At 58.7% G+C, this 18501-nt stretch carries 15 protein-coding genes; 8 read left to right on the top strand and 7 right to left on the bottom strand.

Annotated features, from left to right (window positions below; translation table 11 throughout):
• Positions 1–134: 134 nt before the first annotated feature.
• On the bottom strand, positions 135–1793 hold the full coding sequence (locus tag GS636_RS08435) for an NAD+ synthase (RefSeq protein ID WP_171669134.1): 1659 nt from the start codon (positions 1791–1793) through the stop codon (positions 135–137).
• A 154-nt stretch (positions 1794–1947) separates the two neighbouring features.
• On the opposite strand from GS636_RS08435, the gene GS636_RS08430 reads away from it, so the two are divergent.
• Positions 1948–3429, top strand: coding sequence for an MORN repeat-containing protein (locus tag GS636_RS08430; protein ID WP_171669133.1), 1482 nt, complete (start codon positions 1948–1950; stop codon positions 3427–3429).
• 4 nt (positions 3430–3433) lie between these two features.
• Here the strand turns inward: GS636_RS08430 and GS636_RS08425 are convergent, their stop codons facing one another.
• Positions 3434–4099: an SDR family NAD(P)-dependent oxidoreductase gene (locus tag GS636_RS08425; protein WP_171669132.1), complete on the bottom strand. Its 666-nt coding sequence runs from the start codon at positions 4097–4099 to the stop codon at positions 3434–3436.
• A 291-nt stretch (positions 4100–4390) separates the two neighbouring features.
• On the opposite strand from GS636_RS08425, the gene GS636_RS08420 reads away from it, so the two are divergent.
• The gene (locus GS636_RS08420) at positions 4391–5959 is read left to right on the top strand and encodes a 2-isopropylmalate synthase (RefSeq protein ID WP_171093561.1); all 1569 of its coding nucleotides are present in this window, start codon (positions 4391–4393) and stop codon (positions 5957–5959) included.
• 164 nt (positions 5960–6123) lie between these two features.
• Here GS636_RS08420 and GS636_RS08415 read toward each other — a convergent pair whose 3' ends face one another.
• On the bottom strand, positions 6124–6909 hold the full coding sequence (locus GS636_RS08415) for a 23S rRNA (adenine(2030)-N(6))-methyltransferase RlmJ (protein ID WP_171669131.1): 786 nt from the start codon (positions 6907–6909) through the stop codon (positions 6124–6126).
• 155 nt (positions 6910–7064) lie between these two features.
• Between GS636_RS08415 and GS636_RS08410 the strand changes: the two genes are divergently transcribed.
• From GS636_RS08410 to GS636_RS08385, 6 genes are read left to right on the top strand one after another with little or no spacing between them, the layout of a single operon-like run.
• Positions 7065–8111 (top strand): rod shape-determining protein, encoded by a 1047-nt coding sequence (locus GS636_RS08410; protein WP_039523195.1) that lies wholly within the window; start codon positions 7065–7067, stop codon positions 8109–8111.
• A 58-nt stretch (positions 8112–8169) separates the two neighbouring features.
• Positions 8170–9072, top strand: coding sequence for a rod shape-determining protein MreC (gene mreC / locus GS636_RS08405; protein WP_171105509.1), 903 nt, complete (start codon positions 8170–8172; stop codon positions 9070–9072).
• Complete coding sequence (locus tag GS636_RS08400) at positions 9065–9601, top strand: rod shape-determining protein MreD (protein WP_171669130.1); 537 nt, start codon at positions 9065–9067, stop codon at positions 9599–9601. Before mreC ends, GS636_RS08400 begins: the two co-directional genes overlap by 8 nt.
• Complete coding sequence (gene mrdA / locus GS636_RS08395) at positions 9598–11547, top strand: penicillin-binding protein 2 (protein WP_171669129.1); 1950 nt, start codon at positions 9598–9600, stop codon at positions 11545–11547. The genes GS636_RS08400 and mrdA overlap by 4 nt, the downstream gene beginning before the upstream one ends.
• Positions 11544–12683: a rod shape-determining protein RodA gene (gene rodA, locus GS636_RS08390; protein ID WP_171093572.1), complete on the top strand. Its 1140-nt coding sequence runs from the start codon at positions 11544–11546 to the stop codon at positions 12681–12683. The genes mrdA and rodA overlap by 4 nt, the downstream gene beginning before the upstream one ends.
• Before the next feature lie 15 nt (positions 12684–12698).
• Positions 12699–13631 (top strand): glyoxylate/hydroxypyruvate reductase A, encoded by a 933-nt coding sequence (locus GS636_RS08385; protein WP_171669128.1) that lies wholly within the window; start codon positions 12699–12701, stop codon positions 13629–13631.
• 2 nt (positions 13632–13633) lie between these two features.
• On the opposite strand, the gene GS636_RS08380 is transcribed toward GS636_RS08385, so the two are convergent.
• The 4 genes from GS636_RS08380 to coaBC all read right to left on the bottom strand — a co-directional run bounded on the left by GS636_RS08380 (position 13634) and on the right by coaBC (position 18441).
• Positions 13634–15649, bottom strand: a complete 2016-nt coding sequence (locus tag GS636_RS08380; RefSeq protein WP_171669127.1) for a M3 family metallopeptidase — start codon at positions 15647–15649, stop codon at positions 13634–13636.
• Positions 15650–15724: 75 nt separating this feature from the next.
• Positions 15725–16774, bottom strand: coding sequence for a molybdopterin-synthase adenylyltransferase MoeB (locus GS636_RS08375; protein WP_171669126.1), 1050 nt, complete (start codon positions 16772–16774; stop codon positions 15725–15727).
• Positions 16774–17229 carry a dUTP diphosphatase gene (gene dut / locus GS636_RS08370; RefSeq protein WP_171669125.1) on the bottom strand — a complete coding sequence of 152 codons (456 nt, stop codon included), beginning with the start codon at positions 17227–17229 and terminating at the stop codon, positions 16774–16776. The genes GS636_RS08375 and dut overlap by 1 nt, the downstream gene beginning before the upstream one ends.
• A gap of 15 nt (positions 17230–17244) precedes the next feature.
• Entirely contained in the window at positions 17245–18441 is a 1197-nt protein-coding gene (gene coaBC, locus GS636_RS08365) for a bifunctional phosphopantothenoylcysteine decarboxylase/phosphopantothenate--cysteine ligase CoaBC (protein WP_171669124.1), read from the bottom strand.
• Between the last annotated feature and the right edge of the window lie 60 nt (positions 18442–18501).

The raw sequence follows: 18501 nt of genomic DNA, 5'->3' as shown, positions 1-18501 counted from the left end.
GGCAGAAAAATGTCACCGGAACAAGTCTGAGGCAGCTGTAAGTGCCTCAAATCGCACCCGATTTCCCACGATTTAAGAACAATCGACACATTTGTGCACGACTGTTTCCGCGTAATCTAACCTTGCCGTAAAACTCAGGTCCGATCGCGCCAACGATTCACAATTGGATAGCGCCGATCCAGCCAGAACGCCCGCTTGCTGAGGCGCGTACCGGGTGCGGACTGGAACCGTTTGTATTCACTGATGTAAATCAGATGTTCGACCCGCCGGGCCTCGGCTTCGTAATACCCGGCAGCGACGCAGTCGGCGATTGAGCCATCCTGATCGACCAAAATCTCAAGGATACCGTCCAGAATCGGGTAATCGGGCAAGCTGTCGCTGTCTTTCTGATCTTCCCGCAACTCGGCACTTGGCGGTTTGTCGATAACCGACGGGCGGATCACCTCGCCCTCGGGACCCATCATCCAGTCACGATGATTGGCGTTGCGCCAACGGCAGGTTTCAAATACGCGGGTTTTGTAAAGGTCTTTGATCGGATTATAGCCGCCATTCATGTCGCCATAGATCGTGGCATAGCCCACCGCGACCTCGGACTTGTTGCCGGTGGTCAACAGCATTTCACCAAACTTGTTCGAGATCGCCATCAGCAGCAGCCCCCGCAGGCGGGACTGAATGTTTTCCTCGGTCAATCCTTCGTCCAGCCCCGCAAACAACGGCGCCAGAGTATTCGTTACCGCGGCCCGGCCCTCGGAAATCGGCACAAAATCATAGTGCACGCCCAATGCCTTGGCGACGGCCTCGGCATCATCCAGCGAAGCCTGGCTGGTATATTCCGACGGCAACATAACGCAGCGCACGTTTTCGGCCCCGATGGCATCGACCGCGATGGCTGCAACCAACGCGGAATCGACGCCCCCGGACAGACCAAGAAGCGCCTTCTTGAAACCCGTCTTACCCATATAGTCGCGCAACGACTGCACCATCGCGCGATAATCCTGCTCCCACACATCAGGCTGAGGAACGATTTCGGCAGGCGCGATCAACCAGCCATCGTCACCACGCTCAAGATCCACGTGTGAGACAGTTTCGTCAAAAACAGGCATCCGAAAGGCCAGCTCTCCACCCGGATTCAGGCCAAAGCTGGCTCCGTCAAAGACCTGATCGTCCTGCCCACCCACCATATTCAGGTAAATCAGTGGCAAACCCGTTTCGACAACACGCGCCACCATATGGTTCAGGCGCACGTCATACTTGTCGCGGAAATAGGGCGATCCGTTGGGGATCAGTAGAAACTCGGCCCCGGTTTCTTCAAGGGTTTCCGCTACGTCCGGGTGCCATCCATCCTCGCAGATCGGGCTGCCAATTCGGAAGTTCCCAACCGAATACGGCCCTCCCAGCGGACCGGCATCGTACAGGCGCACTTCGTCAAAAACGGTTTCGTTCGGCAAATGATGTTTCAAGACCTTGCTGGTGATCCGCCCGTTTTTGAGGATCAGGTAGGCGTTGAACAACTTGTCCTCTTCCGCCCAAGGCGCGCCAATGGCAATCGCTGGTCCGTCTGCGCATGTTTTGGCCAACACCTCAACCGCCGCCATGGCCGCACGGTGGAACACTGGCTTCTGGATCAGATCCTGCGTGTTGTACCCGGTGATGAACATCTCGGGGAAGGCCACCAGATCGGCACCGGCTGCTTTGCCTTGCTCCCAAGCGGTAAACGCCTTGGCTGCATTGCCTTCAATGTCGCCCACAGTGGGGTTCAGTTGCGCCAGAGTGATACAGAAACGGTCGGCCATGCTGCCCTCTTGCCTCGTCAGTCCTATTGCCATTTAGCAGATCACCGCGCGAGTAAAAGGCCAATGCGGCAAAAGCCGTTGCCCTGCCCTCGACGGTATCCTAGTTTTGCCTCCAAAGATGCAACCAGCGATGACCCGGCAGGCAGGACCGAAAATGAACGTGATCCGATATTCGATTTTGGCAGCGGGGCTCAGTCTGTCCGCAGCGACGGCGTTTGCACAGGACGGAACAGTCATCATCAAAGATGACGAGGTTGGCGGCGTCTATGAAGGCACCTATGAAAACGGGCTGCGCCACGGGACGGGAACCTACCGGCTGCCCAACGGGTTTGAATACACGGGCGAGTGGGTTGAAGGCGAGATTCAGGGCCAAGGCGTGACCCGCTATCCCGACGGGTCAATCTATGAAGGCAGTTTTGCCAAGGGCCAGCCCGAAGGGCGCGGCAAGATCGTTTACGCCAATGGCAGCAGCTATGACGGTGAATGGTCCAACGGATCGATCAACGGCACAGGTGTTGCCGAATTCGCCAATGGCACCCGCTATGAGGGCGAGTTCAGGAATGCCCAGCGGCACGGCAAAGGCGTTCTGACTTTTCCCGACGGATACATCTATGATGGCGACTGGGTTGATGGACAGCGGCAAGGTAAGGCCAGGATTACCTATGCGGATGGCAGCGTGTATGAAGGGGACGTCAGCGCAGGATTGCGCGATGGCACGGGCAAGCAAACCATGCCCGACGGCATGATCTATTCCGGTGAATGGGCGCAGGATCAGATCACCGGCACCGGTCGTCTGACCTATGCCAATGGCGATGTCTATGAGGGCGAACTGGTAGAAGGGCGCCGTCAGGGCAAAGGCAAAGTGACCCACGCGCAAGGCGACGTGTACGAGGGCGATTTTGTCGATGATCGCCGCCAGGGCAAGGGCACGTTCACCGGCACGGACGGCTTTGTGTATACCGGCGACTGGAACCAGGGACAGATCGAAGGTCTGGGAGAGCTGACTTATCCCGATGGCTCGGTTTATGTCGGCGATTTTGTTGCCGATTTGGCTGAGGGGACGGGCCGCATCACCTATCCTGATGGGTCAACCTATGAAGGTGATTGGATCGCTGGCGTGATCGAGGGTCAGGGCACAGCCACGTATGCCAACGGAATGATCTACAAAGGCCAGTTCAAGAACGCGCAAAGCCATGGCAAGGGCGTCGTGACGCGCGCGGACGGCTCGGTCTATGACGGCGACTGGGTCGATGGCGTTCGCCAAGGCAAGGGCAAAGCGACCTATTCCGACGGCACCATCTATACTGGTGATTTTCTGAACGGAAAACGGCATGGCGCTGGGGAAATCGTAACACCTGCCGGTTTCAAATACGTAGGCGACTGGTCCGAAGGTAAGATCGAAGGCGTGGGCGTTGCTACCTATTCGAACGGCGATGTGTACGAAGGCAATTTTGTCGACAACAAGCGGCAGGGCAGCGGAACGATGCGCTATGCCAACGGGCAAGAAGAAACCGGTATTTGGGAAAACGGAGTTTTACCGGGTCGAGCCTCTGACCAGCAAAGCGAGTCAGACACCCCGGATCCACAGCCTGCGCCAGACGATCAGGCCGAAACGCCAGAAGCCTCCGACGGGTAAACCCTCACCACGGAACGGGTTGCCCGGCCCAATCAAAGAAACCGCCGGTATCCGCTGGTGTAAGTCCATTGATCACGGATACAAGGTTTTGGGCGGCATCCTCAGGCTCGACGGCTGGATGACGGTTCAAGTATTTCTGCGTGAACGCAGTTTTCACGGTTCCCGGATGCAAGGCGACACAAATCGCCTGTTTATGCGTCCGCGACAGTTCGATGGCCGAGGTATGGACAACTTGATTGACCGCAGCCTTGGCGGCCCGGTAGCTGATCCAGCCCCCCATCCGATTGTCCCCGATGGATCCCACACGCGCTGAAAGAACCGCAAAAACCGACCGCCCCTTGCGGGGCAAAAGCCTGTGCGCTCGGCTCAGCACCAAAGCCGGACCTACCGCGTTGAGCGCAAACTGATCCATCATCGCCTTGGCTGAAACCGCACGAATTGTCTTTTCCGGTGCAGCCCCTTCGATCTCTAACGCCCCGGACGCGACCAGTATCAAGTCAAAGGGATCGGACAGCCCATCAATGATCGGCAACGCACGGTCAGGATCAGTCAGATCGAACCCATCCAATGACCGCGACAAGCCCGTTACCGAGACGCCCTGCGCCTCTAAGGCTCTACAAACCGCTGCGCCAATTCCGCCCGAGGCTCCGATGATCAATGCTGTTTTCATCTGCATCCAGCTAGCTGCGCAGAGGACACAATCAAGTTGGTCCGGAATTAGAAAGCCAGCGCAGGACCTGTTGGGCGCAAATTGGTCTTTTCATTCCTGGCGGGCTCTGTATAACCTCAATCCCATGATCAACCGTGCAGATATCCTTTGTGCCGACACCGCCCTGCGCGGTGCGTCTCTGCGTGGCCTACTGATCCTAATCCGCCTCTGAGCGTGCCATCCGGCGCGCCCGCTCAGAGGAGGACGCCAGCGCGCCAAAAAGGCTTTAGGACAGACAAGAAAGAGATTCCCATGACCAACGTGACCGACCAAGACCGCGTCTTGATCTTCGATACCACTTTGCGCGACGGCGAGCAGAGCCCCGGCGCGACCATGACCCATGACGAAAAGCTGGAGATTGCCGAGCTGCTGGACGAGATGGGCGTCGACATCATCGAAGCCGGTTTCCCCATCGCATCCGAGGGCGACTTCAAGGCCGTTTCCGAAATCGCGCAACGTTCTAAAAACAGCCGCATCTGCGGTCTGGCCCGTGCAAACTTTGCCGACATTGACCGCTGCTGGGAGGCCGTGAAACACGCCGAACAAAACCGGATCCACACGTTTATCGGCACCTCTCCGCTGCATCGCGCCATTCCGAACCTGACCATGGATGAGATGGCCGACAAGATCCACGAAACGGTTAGCCATGCGCGTAATCTGTGCGAGAACGTTCAGTGGTCGCCTATGGATGCGACGCGGACCGAGTGGGACTACCTGTGCCGCGTAATCGAGATTGCGATCAAAGCCGGGGCCACAACGATCAATATCCCGGACACCGTGGGATACACCGCACCGGTCGAAAGCGCTGACCTGATCAAACGCCTGATCGAAACGGTTCCGGGCGCGGATGAGGTGATCTTTGCCACCCACTGCCACAACGACCTTGGCATGGCGACCGCGAACTCGCTGGCGGCCGTTGCGGGTGGTGCGCGCCAGATTGAATGCACAATCAACGGGTTGGGCGAACGTGCAGGCAACACAGCGCTGGAAGAAGTTGTCATGGCGCTGCGCACCCGCAATGACATCATGCCTTGGCGCACCGGCATCGACACCACCAAGATCATGCACATCTCACGCAGGGTGGCGACAGTGTCGGGGTTCAACGTGCAGTTCAACAAGGCCATTGTTGGCAAGAACGCCTTTGCGCATGAAAGCGGCATCCATCAGGACGGGATGCTCAAGAACCGCGAAAACTTCGAAATCATGCGCCCAGAGGACATTGGCCTGTCCGGTACTTCTCTGCCGTTGGGCAAACACTCGGGCCGAGCGGCTTTGCGCGACAAGCTTGAGACTTTGGGTTTTGAGGTCGGTGACAACCAGCTGCGTGACATTTTCGTGCGGTTCAAGGATCTGGCCGACCGCAAGAAAGAGGTTTTCGACGACGACCTCATCGCCTTGATGACCATGGATGAGCACGATGACTACCTGCAGCTTGTCTCGATGAAAGTGACCTGCGGCACGGGTGGTCAGGCAGAATCCACGGTCGAGTTGGAAATGGACGGCAAAGACGTTATCGCCACTGAACATGGTGACGGACCGGTGGACGCGACCTTTAAAGCGATCCGGGCAATCTATCCCAACACAGCCCGCCTTCAATTGTATCAGGTTCACGCTGTCACCGAAGGCACCGATGCACAGGCCACCGTTTCAGTTCGCCTGAGCGAGGACGGTATGATTGCAACCGGTCAATCTGCGAACACGGATACGGTTGTGGCCTCTGCCAAAGCCTATATCCACGCGCTGAACCGCCTGATCGTACGGCGTGAGAAAGCGGGTCCCGGTGCTGATACGCGTGAGATCAGCTATAAAGACCTGACCTGAACGGCCCAAGGGCTCCCGCACCCGCGGCAGCCCGGCTTCGCCGTCCCTTCTTGGGTTTTGGGCCCGGCAGCGCGCTTAGGGCGCTGCCGGGCCCAACTTGTTTGACGGCATCGTTAATGCGGGCAAACGAGGCGGGAGCATTGGTAGGTTTCACCCAACTCTGCTCAAAGCTGGTCAAACAAAGCGGACAGACGCTTCATTTCGTCTTCGATGCCAAACGGGGCATTGATGATGAACATACCGGAACCGACCATTCGATGTCCTTTACGAACTGGGGGGAACTTTACCTCGTGACAGACAGCTTTGGGCAAGTTCTGCGACTTCAAAGCACGTATCATGGCCTGGTGGCGCTTGTCCGACAGGATGGGATACCACAACGCTATGACCCCGACATTCCATTTTCGGTGCAGCTTGGTGATGATCCCGGGTAGACGATCATAATCGGTTTTCACCTCATAGCTCGGGTCGATCAGCAGCATCCCCCTGCGTGGTGTGGGCGGAAGCAAGGATTGCGCCAGCGCAAAACCGTCTTGCTGGTAAACCTTGGCCCCGTAGGGCGACATGGCCAAGGCCAGAGCGGCATGTTCTTGTGGGTGAAGTTCCGCAAAATGCAAGCTGTCCTGATCCCGCAGCAGATTGGCCGCAACCAAGGGTGAACCCGGGTAGGCGGCATTGCCGTGACGATTTTGAACACTTTCCAAAACTTGCGTCATCGGATGATCAGGTCCGAACCACCCTTCTTGCTGCGCTCGCTTAATCCCCGCTGCGGCCTCTCCGGTACGCACGGCCTCCTCGGCATCCAGCTTGTACAACCCTCGACCGGAATGCATTTCGACATAGCTGAGCGGCTTGTCCTTGCGTGTCAGATAATTCAGCACCCAGGCCAACAATGCGTGCTTTTGGACATCAGCCAGATTACCGGCGTGGTAAATGTGTTGATAAGAGAGCATTTTGCCTTCTAAAGTCCCAATCAATAAGGCGGAAAGGTGCTGATTGTCGCGGAATCAGCCCTTTTACCGGGCGTGATGGCACCCTATAAGTCATCCGTCCCGGAACCGTCGAGTCGCGGGCAGTAGAAAAACCGACATACAGGATCAGGGGAAACATGGGGATCTTTGGCAATCTGGGCGGCCTGTTCACAGCGGACATGGCTATCGACCTTGGAACAGCAAACACGCTGGTTTACGTCAAGGGGCGCGGTGTCATCCTGTCTGAACCCTCGGTGGTTGCCTATCACGTCAAGGACGGAGTGAAGAAAGTTCTGGCTGTCGGCGAAGACGCCAAGCTGATGCTGGGCCGGACCCCCGGTTCAATCGAAGCCATCCGCCCAATGCGCGAAGGTGTGATCGCGGATTTCGACACCGCCGAGGAAATGATCAAGCATTTCATCCGCAAGGTGCACAAACGCTCGACCTTCTCAAAACCCAAGATCATCGTCTGTGTGCCCCATGGTGCGACCCCGGTCGAAAAACGCGCGATCCGTCAGTCGGTTCTGTCCGCAGGCGCGCGCCGTGCAGGCCTGATCGCAGAACCAATTGCAGCCGCGATTGGCGCCGGGATGCCGATCACCGACCCGACCGGCAACATGGTCGTCGACATCGGCGGCGGCACAACCGAGGTTGCAGTTCTGTCGCTGGGTGACATTGTTTACGCCCGCTCGGTCCGCGTCGGTGGCGACCGGATGGACGAAGCCATCATTTCGTATCTGCGTCGTCAACAGAACCTGTTGGTCGGCGAATCCACGGCTGAACGGATCAAGACCACCATCGGCACCGCTCGTATGCCCGACGATGGCCGTGGCCAGTCGATGCACATCCGAGGGCGCGACCTGCTGAATGGTGTACCCAAGGAAATCGAGATCAGCCAGGCCCAGGTGGCCGAAGCGCTCTCGGAACCCGTGCAGCAGATTTGTGAGGCGGTTATGACCGCTCTGGAAACCACTCCGCCCGATCTGGCTGCGGATATTGTGGACCGAGGCGTGATGCTGACTGGCGGAGGTGCGCTTCTCGGTGATCTGGATCTGGCCCTGCGCGAACAGACCGGTCTGGCCGTGTCGATTGCCGACGAAAGCCTGAATTGTGTGGCTTTGGGCACCGGCAAGGCGCTAGAATATGAAAAACAGCTGCGCCACGCGATTGACTACGAGAGCTGAGGCGCGCACCTTTTAGGGGCAGTCTGAATTCGGCACGAGCAGCACGGGAAGGTAACCTGTGGCAAAAGACCGATCACAGCGCGATGACTACACAACCCCCTTGCGTCGTTTGTTGCTGGGGATCGTGATCCTTTGTCTGTTGGGAATCTTCCTGATCTGGCGCATCGACAGCCCGCGCGTTGAACGGTTTCGCGCGCAAGTGGTGGATGCAGTTGTACCCTCGATGGAATGGGCCATGGTGCCTGTGACTGCGACAGTCAATCTTGTTCGTGACTTCCAAAGCTACCAGCGCCTGAGCGAGCAAAACCGCGAACTGCGCAGCGAACTTCGCCTGATGCGCGCCTGGAAAGAAGCGGCACTGCAACTGGAGCAGGAAAACGCGCGTTTGTTGGATCTCAACAACGTACGTCTTGATCCGCGCCTGACTTATATCACCGGTGTTGTGATGGCCGACAGCGGCTCACCTTTCCGGCAATCCGTTCTGCTGAATGTGGGCGAACGCGACGGCATCGTCGATGGATGGGCCACGATGGACGGCATCGGCCTTGTCGGCCGGATCTCGGGCGTCGGTTCCGATACAGCCCGCGTTATTCTGGTGACAGATGCCACCAGCGCCATCCCTGCCACCATCCAGCCCTCGGGCCAGACCGCGTTGATCAAAGGGGACAACACGTCGGCACCGGTTGTTGAATTCCTTGAAAGCCGTGAACTGGTCCGCCCCGGCGACCGGGTTATTACATCAGGTGACGGTGGCGTTTTCCCGGCTGGTTTGCTGATCGGCCAGATCGCAACGGATCCGGGCGGCCGGTTGCGGGTGCGTCTGTCCGCTGATTTCGAACGGCTGGAGTTTCTGCGCGTTCTACGCTTCAACTCGGCCCCGATCATTCGGGACCCCGGCGGTATAGTCGGCCCAACCCGGCCCGAAGCCGCCCTGTCGCCTGAAGAGCTTAGTGATGGATAAGTCTGCCTCGCATAACTGGGCGATGCGCGGTCTCTACACAGCGCTGGCATTTGGTGTGCTGTTCCTGCATTTGTTGCCGCTGGATGCGCAACCAGATCGCTGGCCTTATCCCGACGTTCTGATTGCCCTGACTTTCGCCTGGGTGCTGCGCCGCCCCGACTATGTTCCGACCTTGCTTGTGGCTGTCGTGATGCTGATGGCCGACCTTCTTCTGCAACGCCCACCGGGCCTTTTGGCGGCACTGGTTGTCTTTGGATCAGCCTATCTGCGTTCGGCGGCACCGGGTATGAAAGATGCCGGTTTCGTCGGAGAATGGATGTCGGTTAGCGTGGTCATCGCGGGTGTGTTTTTCGCGAACAGGATCGTTCTTTCAATCTTGTCCGTGCAACAGGCCGCTTTGTTGCCTGTCATGATCCAGCTCGTGCTGACAATTGCCTGTTATCCGGTCATCGTTGCACTGAGCCAAAGCGTGTTCGGTGTCCGTCGCATGACCGTTTCTGATACCGGCGCGGAAGGAGGTCGGGCATGAAGCCGCGCAAGCCCAAATCACAGGGCCTGGCCTATAAACGCTTGCCACGGCGTGCGCTGTTGTTGGCCGGCCTGCAGGCGGCCTTCATTGGCGGGCTGGCGGCACGTATGCGGTTCATGCAGGTGGATCAGGCCGATGAGTATCGCCTGTTGGCGGAAGAAAACCGCATCAACATCCGCCTGATCCCCCCAAATCGCGGACGGATCTATGACCGCAACGGGCAGATCATTGGCCAAAACTCTCCATCCTACCGTATCGTCATTGTGCGCGAAGACGCCGGCGATGTGGATCAAGTGATCGGAAAACTGTCAGAACTGATCCCTCTGAACGATGATGAAATCGAACGCGCCCGGACCGAGATGCGCCGCTCGGCCCCGTTCCTGCCGGTCACGCTGGCCGATCAGGTCACGTGGGAGGACATATCGAAAGTTGCCGTCAACGCCCCCGCCTTGCCGGGTGTCACACCCGAAGTGGGTCTGACACGGCAATATCCACGCTATGAAGATTTTGCTCATATCGTGGGCTACGTCGGACCGGTCAGTGACTACGACCTCAGCCAGATCGAAGACCCTGAACCCGTTCTGCGAATCCCCCGGTTTCAGATCGGCAAAGTGGGTCTTGAGGCAAAACAGGAAATCTCATTGCGCGGCAAGGCCGGTGCCAAGCGCGTCGAAGTCAACGCAACCGGTCGCGTCATGCGCGAGCTGGACCGACAGGAAGGCCAGCCCGGAGCCGATTTGCAACTGTCTGTTGACGCGGACCTGCAACAATACGCACAGGCCCGGTTGGCTGGCGAAAGCGCCGCTGCCGTCGTCATCGATTGTGAAACCGGTGACCTGCGCGCGATGGCCTCGGCCCCCAGTTTCGATCCCAACCTGTTTGTGCGTGGAATCTCGGTCGCAGATTACCGGATGCTGACGCAAGATAAGTACCGCCCGCTGGCAAATAAGACAGTTCAGGGTACTTACCCTCCGGGTTCGACCTTTAAAATGGTTACGGCGTTGGCAGCGCTTGAGGCCGGAGTCGTCGGCCCCGGAAACACCGTTTACTGCCCCGGCCATCTGAAAGTCGGCAGCCGTCGCTTCCACTGCTGGAAGCGTGGCGGCCATGGCATGGTGGACCTCAACACTTCACTGAAACGCAGTTGCGACGTGTACTACTACGACGTGGCGATAAAGGTCGGCATCGACCGAATCTCTGAAATGGCCAACACGCTTGGGCTGGGCATCAAGCATGACATTCCCATGTCCGCTGTACGCGCTGGACTGGCGCCCAATCAGGAATGGAAACAAAGGATCCACGGCGAAGAATGGCTCATCGGCGACACCGCAAACGCATCCATCGGACAAGGCTTTATGTTGGCCTCGCCCATGCAATTGGCTGTCATGACCGCGCGGATCGCCACTGGTCGTGCGGTTTCGCCTCGTCTGGTGCGGTCGATCAACGGGGTTGAACAGCCCAGCGGCGCGGGGGAACCGCTTGAGATCAGCCCCGCCAATCTCAAACATATCCGCGAAGCGATGTGGTCTGTTTCAAACGACCGTCGTGGCACGGCCTATCGCAGCCGTATTATTGCGGAAGATTTCCGCATGGCGGGTAAAACCGGCACCAGCCAGGTACGAAACATTACCAAGGCCGAACGTGCAGCAGGCGTGATCCGGAACGAAGACTTACCCTGGGAACGCCGCGACCACGCGTTGTTCGTCAGTTTTGCCCCGTACGACAAACCCAAATACGCGATTGCCGTCGTGGTCGAGCATGGTGGCGGGGGGTCCAAGGCCGCAGCCCCGGTGGCGCGGGACATCATGCTTCAGGCCCTTTATAACGGCACACCACCGCTCGACGCGTATCCGGTCGGCGACCGTGACCGTATCAAGGAACAGCAAAAACGGCTTGAGGGCGACCGTCGCCCCAAAGCGCGTCCTGACGGAAAGGACCGCGCATGAGCTATCTTGAGTACGCGGTCAAATCGACACCGTCGGGATTTCGCAAATTCCTGTACATGAACTGGCCGCTGACCCTGCTGCTGATCAGCACGGCCAGCGCTGGATTCCTGATGTTGTATTCGGTTGCGGGTGGTTCGTGGACGCCCTGGGCCGAGCCGCAGATGGAACGGTTCGGTCTTGGCCTGACTGCAATGTTCATCATTGCACTGGTGCCAATCTGGTTCTGGCGCAACATGTCCGTTCTGGCCTATCTGGGCTCGGTCGCGTTGCTGGTGTTTGTCGAGCTGTTCGGCACTATCGGCATGGGCGCGCAGCGCTGGATAGACCTTGGCTTCATGCGCCTGCAACCCTCAGAGGTGATGAAGGTCGCGCTGGTCATGGTCCTGGCGGCCTATTACGACTGGCTGCCATCCCACAAGACGTCCCGACCGCTATGGGTCTTTATTCCGGTGGCCCTGATCATATTGCCTACCCTGCTGGTTCTGAAACAACCCGATCTGGGCACGTCGATCCTGTTGTTGGCGGCAGGCGGCGGCTTGATGTTCCTCGCAGGCGTCCACTGGGCGTATTTTGCGGCTGTTATCGCTGCGGTGGTAGGTTTGATCGCCGCTGTGTTCAACAGCCGCGGGACCGAATGGCAATTGCTCAAGGACTATCAGTTCCGCCGGATTGACACCTTTCTGGACCCTTCGACCGACCCACTTGGGGCCGGGTATCACATCACCCAGTCCAAGATCGCCCTTGGGTCCGGGGGCTGGAATGGACGTGGGTTCATGCAAGGGACACAGTCCCGGTTGAACTTCCTGCCTGAAAAGCACACCGACTTCATTTTCACGACGCTGGCGGAAGAGTTCGGCTTTGTCGGCGGCATCACCCTGTTAATCCTGTACGCGCTGATCCTTGTGTTCTGCATGGTTACAGCGCTTGCGACCAAGGATCGGTTTTCTTCGCTGGTCACTCTGGGCATTGCGCTGAACTTTTTCCTGTTCTTCGCCGTCAATATGTCGATGGTGATGGGCATGGCGCCGGTCGTTGGTGTGCCGCTGCCAATGGTCAGCTATGGCGGCTCGGCCATGTTGGTGCTGATGGCCGCATTTGGCATCGTCCAAAGCGCACATATCCACCGCCCCCGTTGATCTGAAAGGCCCCCGATGCCCGCAAACGTCCTGTTTTCCGCGCGCCCTGCGCTTTGGCCCGTGTTTGAGCCGCTGCTGACCAATTTCCTGGCAGAGGCCAATGTCGACGCACGGCTGAGCACCGAGTTTGAGCCGGATCAAGTGGACTATGTCGTCTATGCTCCGAATGGCGGTTTGCAAGACTTCACCCCCTATACGCGACTGAAAGCGGTGTTGAGCCTTTGGGCAGGTGTCGAGAAGATCGCGGATAATGAAACGCTGACTGTCCCATTGGCGCGGATGGTGGATCACGGGCTGACGCAGGGCATGACCGAATGGGTTGTGGGCCACGTCCTGCGCTACCATCTGGGCATGGACCAGCACATTACCGTTCAGGATGGCGTCTGGACCCCTGTTGCCCCGCCCTTGGCCCAAGAGCGTAACGTCTGTATTTTGGGATTGGGCACGTTGGGTGAGGCCGCAGCCCGAGCCCTGACAGCGCTGAACTTTCAAGTCTCCGGTTGGAGCCGTACCGCCAAAGACATTCCCGGCATTGTTTGTCTGCATGGTCCAGAAGGATTGCGGCAAGCGCTTTCTCAGGCAGAGATCGTGGTGCTGTTGCTTCCTGATACACCTGCCACAGAAAACGCGCTGAACGCCGAAACGCTGGCCTTGCTGCCTAAGGGCGCACGGATCATCAATCCGGGTCGTGGCCCGCTGATCGATGACGATGCGCTATTGGATGCCCTCAACACAGGTCACGTCGGTCACGCAACACTGGACGTGTTTCGTGTCGAGCCCTTGCCTGCCGAGCACCCCTATTGGGCGCACCCGAATGTCACCGTTACTCCGCATATCGCGTCTGAAACCCGCCCGATCACAGCCGCGCAGGTCATTTGCGAGAATATCCGGCGCGGTGAAGCCGGAGAGCCCTTTGTGCACCTCGTAGACCGCACTCTGGGCTACTGAAATCAGGCCGCGATCAAACCGCGGCCTTTCAACAGGGCGTTCACACCCGGCAATCGACCCCGGAACGCCAGATACAGGTCTTCCGCCTCTCGCGACCCGCCGGTGGACAGGATGTTGTCTTCCAGCGCCTTGGCGCGCTCGGGATCAAAGGCACCGCCTGCCTCTTCAAAGGCGGCGAAGGCGTCGGCATCCATCACCTCGGACCACATGTAACTGTAATAGCCCGAGCTATAGCCATCACCGGCAAAGACATGGGCAAAATGGGGCGTGGCGTGGCGCATTCCGATAGCATGTGGCATCCCCAATTCCGCCAGAACTTCGGCCTGTTTTGCCATCGGATCTGCCGGGGCGTCGCCGTCATGGAAGGCCAGATCAACGAGCGCCGAGGCGACATATTCCACCGTCTGGAACCCTTGATCGAAGTTGGCGGCGTTTAACACTTTCTGCAGCATCTCTTGCGTCATTGGCTCGCCCGTTTCGGCATGGGTCGCAAACTCGGCCAGAACTTCGGGCACTTCCAACCAGTGTTCGTAAAGCTGGCTGGGCAGTTCTACGAAATCGCGCGCGACCGAGGTGCCAGAAATGCTTTCATAGGTCACATTCGACAGCATCTGGTGCAGGGCATGGCCGAATTCGTGGAACAATGTCCGCGCGTCGTCATAAGACAGCAGCGCCGGATCACCCTTGGCAAAATTGCAGACATTGATCACAACAGGTGCCTGAACCTGCGGGAACTTTGCCTGCGCCCGCATCGCGCTGCACCACGCACCAGATCGCTTCGATCCCCGCGCAAAGTAATCACCGATGAAAACGGCGATGTGCTGCCCGTCACGTGTGACTTCCCAAGCCCGGCAATCCGGGTGATAGAGCGGAACGTCCAGCGGCGCGAATTCCAGCCCGAACAGGCGATTTGCGCAGGCGAAGGATGCCTCGATCATACGGTCCAGTTGCAAATAGGGTTTCAGGGCCGCCTCATCCAGATCGTGCTCCGCCTTGCGCCGCTTTTCGGCGTAGTAGCGCCAATCCCAGGCTTCCAGCGGGCCGTTGATGCCGTCTTCCTGCATCATCTGTGTCAGGATCTCGGCGTCAGCATCGGCACGGGATTTTGCCGGTTCCCACACCTGCATCAACAGTTCACGCACGCGATCCGGTGTGCGGGCCATTTCGGTTTCCAGCTTGTAGTCGGCGAAACTGTCATAGCCCAGCAGCTTGGCGCGTTCCTCACGCAGCGTCAAAATCTCGGCAGCGATGTCGCGGTTGTCGGTGTCGCCCCAATTGGCCCCGCGCGCGGCCCAGGCGCGATATGCCTTTTCGCGCAGGTCCCGACGAGGTGAGAATTGCAGGAACGGTACAATCAGCGACCGCGACAGGGTCACCACTGGTCCTTGCGCCTCTTTCTCTTGCCCCGCAGCGCGGGCTGCATCCACGACGAAATCCGGCAGGCCCTGCAGATCCTCTTCGGTCAGGTCCATGAACCAGTCCCGCTCATCTGCCAACAGGTTTTGAGTAAAGGACGTCCCCAAAGAGGCGAGGCGCGACTTGATCTCTTGCATCCGGGTGTCGTCTTCCCCTGCCAGTGCTGCGCCAGCACGCACGAAACCGCGATGGGTCAACATCAGCACACGCGCCTGTTCTTCTGTCAGGTTCAGATCATCGCGCCGCGCCCACAGGTCGGCCACGCGTTTGAACAGCGCCTTGTTCGAAGAAATGCCGGAAAAATGCGCCGACAGCTTGGGGGAGAACTCTCGCTGCAACTCTTCCCGTCTGGGATTGCTGTCTGCCCCTGCAACCGTGAAAAAGACCGACAGAACCTTGTCCAACTGCTCGCCCGCAGCCTCCAAAGCCTCAATCGTATTGGCAAAGGTCGGAGCGTCAGAATTCTCAGCAATCGCCGCGATCTGATCGTTATGCGCCGTCATTGCCTGATCCAGCGCCGGGGCGAAATCATCGTCCGAGATTTCGGCAAAGGGGGCAATTTCAAACGGGGTGGTCCAGCTGGACAGGATCGGGTTGGTCATTCGGATCTCCTTTGACCCTATAGCTAAGTCGCCAAGGCCGGGTGTTCCAGAACCCAAAGCCTGCGTAAAGAAAGGTTAATCGTTCGCGGTGCCGCAGACTGGGCAATCGGCGCGACGGGTCAGCGTTATCTTGCGGCTTTCGCCGTACAGAGCATCATAGATCAACATCTCGCCACGCAACGCCATACCTGCGCCGGTGATCACCTTGATCGCCTCAACCCCCATCATCGACCCAACAACGCCGGGCAAGGGGCCGATTACTCCGGCCTCGGAACAGGACGGGGCCAGACCGGGGGCTGGCGCTTCGGGGAAAATGCACTGGTAGCACGGGCTGCCATTGGCCGGGTCAAACACGCTCAGCTGCCCTTCCCACTGCGACAAGGCCCCCGAGATCAGCGGTTTGCCCAGCGCGACGGCCGTGCGGTTGGCCAGATAGCGCGTGTCAAAATTATCGGTCCCGTCAAGGATCAGGTCGAAATCGGCAAACAGATCGGCCGCGATCTCATCACTCAACCGGCGATGATAGGGCAGAACCACCACGTTCGGGTTCTGTGCCTCCATCGCCTGCTGTGCCGAGAAAACCTTGGGCATGCCGATATCTGTGTCCCGGTGAATGACCTGCCGCTGCAGGTTGGCGTTCTCGACAACGTCATCATCTATGACACCGATTGTGCCCACACCCGCTGCAGCCAGATATTGCAAAGCCGGGGCACCCAAACCACCCGCGCCAATCACAAGAACCCGTGCTTTTTTCAGCTTTTTCTGCCCCGGACCGCCCAATTCGCGCAAAACGATGTGACGGGCATAGCGGTCCAGCTCGGTCTCGGTAAATCGGTCGGTGGGCATGGCAGGTTCCTGATCTGAAACGGACTCTGCGCGATTGCGCAGGGCTTTCAGCCCCCTGCCATACACCAAAACAATCGCGCCGAAACCTACAAGGATCAACCACATTGCCGCCGAGCCGCCTGTCGCCTGACGCAGCGGATGCCCGTCTGGCAAGATCAGATGAGACAGGATCACTCCGGCCAACAACACACTGACCGAAACCACACGCGCTGTTTTTGACGTGCCGGCAATATAGCCAACGCCCCAAAGTCCCGCAGCCAGAACAAAAACCAGCAGCATCAGCCGCGCCCGGTTGAGCCAAAGCCGCCAGACCCGCGACCGGTTTCACCCAATTCTTCAGCCAGTTCGAATGTGGCCTGCACGACAGGGGCGACCACCAGTTGCGCGATGCGCTCACCATGGGCAATTTCGAAACGGTCCTGGCCCGCGTTCATCACGATCACCCCCAAGGGTCCGCGATAGTCGCTGTCGATGGTGCCAGGTGTGTTGGGCAGTGTAATCCCGTGTTTCAGCGCAAGTCCCGAGCGGGGACGGACCTGAACCTCGTACCCCTGAGGTATTTCGATGCGCAGGCCGGTTGGCACGAGAGAGCGCTGGCCGGGTTCCAACACGATAGGGGTGCCACCTGGCAAGTTGGCGCGCACATCCGCCCCGGCGGCACCAGCTGTTTCATAAGACGGAAGCGCGACAGCAGGGTCTGCACCGTCTTCGCGGATCACTCGAATTGCAACCATGCCCTTGCCTTTCCTTCAGTCTGTCAATGCGTCCGCGATCTTTGCCGCCAGACGCCGGGCAACTTCGTCCTTGCCCAAGCGCGGCCATTCCTCGGCCCCACTGTCCGAGATCAGAATGACCGCATTCTCGGATCCACCCATGATGCCGGTTGCCGGGCTAACATCGTTCGCAACTATCCAATCACAGCCTTTGCGAAGACGTTTGGCGGTGGCGTGTTCAACCACATCGTCCGTTTCAGCCGCAAAGCCAACCACCAGCGGCGGGCGGCCCATATCCATCTGGGATACACGTTTCAGAATGTCCGGGTTTTCGGCAAATTCCAGAACCGGCAGGCCATCCCGGCTTTTCTTCAGTTTCTTGTCCGATGCACTGGCCACACGCCAATCGGCGACCGCCGCCGCGAACACGCCCGCATCGACGGGCAGAGCGGCATCGACCGCGTCAGACATCTGTTGCGCCGTCTCTACCGGTACGACCTGTACACCTGCCGGAGGGGGCACATCTGCGGGACCGGTAATAAAGATCACCTCGGCCCCCAAATCCACCAGCGCTTGTGCCACAGCGGAGCCTTGCGCACCGGACGACCGGTTCGCGATATAGCGCACAGGATCAATCGGTTCGTGCGTGGGGCCCGAGGTCACGAGCACACGTTTGCCAGCCAAAGCTCCCGCTGTCAGTTGAGCCTCAATCGCCGCAACGATTTCCAACGGTTCGGACATGCGGCCCGGACCGTATTCGCCGCAGGCCATGTCGCCTTCATTTGGCCCAACAAAACGCACCCCATCCGCCTGCAGCTGCTTTAGGTTGCGTTGCGTTGCCGGGTGGTCCCACATCCGTACATTCATCGCGGGCGCGCAAAGAACAGGCGTGTCTGTCGCCATCAGAAGGGTCGATGCCAGATCGTTTGCCAGCCCAGAGGCCATCTTGCCCATCAGATCCGCCGTTGCAGGGGCCACGACGATCAAATCGGCCGAGCGTGAGAGCTGAATATGCCCCATCTCAGCCTCATCAGTCAGATCGAACAGATCGCGATAGACTTTTTCGCCTGCAAGTGCGGACACGGACAAGGGGGTTACAAACTCTTCCGCTGCGCGGGTCAGAACGGGTGTCACAGCCGCTCCACGCTCGCGCAGCCTGCGGATCAGATCCAGCGACTTATAGGCCGCAATCCCCCCGCCAATGATCAGCAAAATGCGTTTGGATGACAGCATGTTCAGCCCTTCCCGTCCCGGTCGGCCCCGACATTAGGCAAGGCCAGCAGGTAGTTCCAG

Origin of the sequence: Ruegeria sp. HKCCD4884 (assembly GCF_013110855.1) — a bacterium.
Classification (GTDB): Bacteria; Pseudomonadota; Alphaproteobacteria; order Rhodobacterales; family Rhodobacteraceae; genus Ruegeria.
This window is presented reverse-complemented; position numbering and strand designations above follow the sequence as displayed.

Bases quoted from the DNA above. Each gene is read 5' to 3' on its own strand.
- GS636_RS08435 (WP_171669134.1), bottom strand. From the start codon at position 1,793: ATGGCCGACCGTTTCTGTATCACTCTGGCGCAACTGAACCCCACTGTG.
- GS636_RS08430 (WP_171669133.1), top strand. From the start codon at position 1,948: ATGAACGTGATCCGATATTCGATTTTGGCAGCGGGGCTCAGTCTGTCC.
- GS636_RS08425 (WP_171669132.1), bottom strand. From the start codon at position 4,099: ATGAAAACAGCATTGATCATCGGAGCCTCGGGCGGAATTGGCGCAGCG.
- GS636_RS08420 (WP_171093561.1), top strand. From the start codon at position 4,391: ATGACCAACGTGACCGACCAAGACCGCGTCTTGATCTTCGATACCACT.
- GS636_RS08415 (WP_171669131.1), bottom strand. From the start codon at position 6,909: ATGCTCTCTTATCAACACATTTACCACGCCGGTAATCTGGCTGATGTC.
- GS636_RS08410 (WP_039523195.1), top strand. From the start codon at position 7,065: ATGGGGATCTTTGGCAATCTGGGCGGCCTGTTCACAGCGGACATGGCT.
- GS636_RS08400 (WP_171669130.1), top strand. From the start codon at position 9,065: ATGGATAAGTCTGCCTCGCATAACTGGGCGATGCGCGGTCTCTACACA.
- mrdA (WP_171669129.1), top strand. From the start codon at position 9,598: ATGAAGCCGCGCAAGCCCAAATCACAGGGCCTGGCCTATAAACGCTTG.
- rodA (WP_171093572.1), top strand. From the start codon at position 11,544: ATGAGCTATCTTGAGTACGCGGTCAAATCGACACCGTCGGGATTTCGC.
- GS636_RS08385 (WP_171669128.1), top strand. From the start codon at position 12,699: ATGCCCGCAAACGTCCTGTTTTCCGCGCGCCCTGCGCTTTGGCCCGTG.
- GS636_RS08380 (WP_171669127.1), bottom strand. From the start codon at position 15,649: ATGACCAACCCGATCCTGTCCAGCTGGACCACCCCGTTTGAAATTGCC.
- GS636_RS08375 (WP_171669126.1), bottom strand. From the start codon at position 16,774: ATGCTGCTGGTTTTTGTTCTGGCTGCGGGACTTTGGGGCGTTGGCTAT.
- dut (WP_171669125.1), bottom strand. From the start codon at position 17,229: ATGGTTGCAATTCGAGTGATCCGCGAAGACGGTGCAGACCCTGCTGTC.
- coaBC (WP_171669124.1), bottom strand. From the start codon at position 18,441: ATGCTGTCATCCAAACGCATTTTGCTGATCATTGGCGGGGGGATTGCG.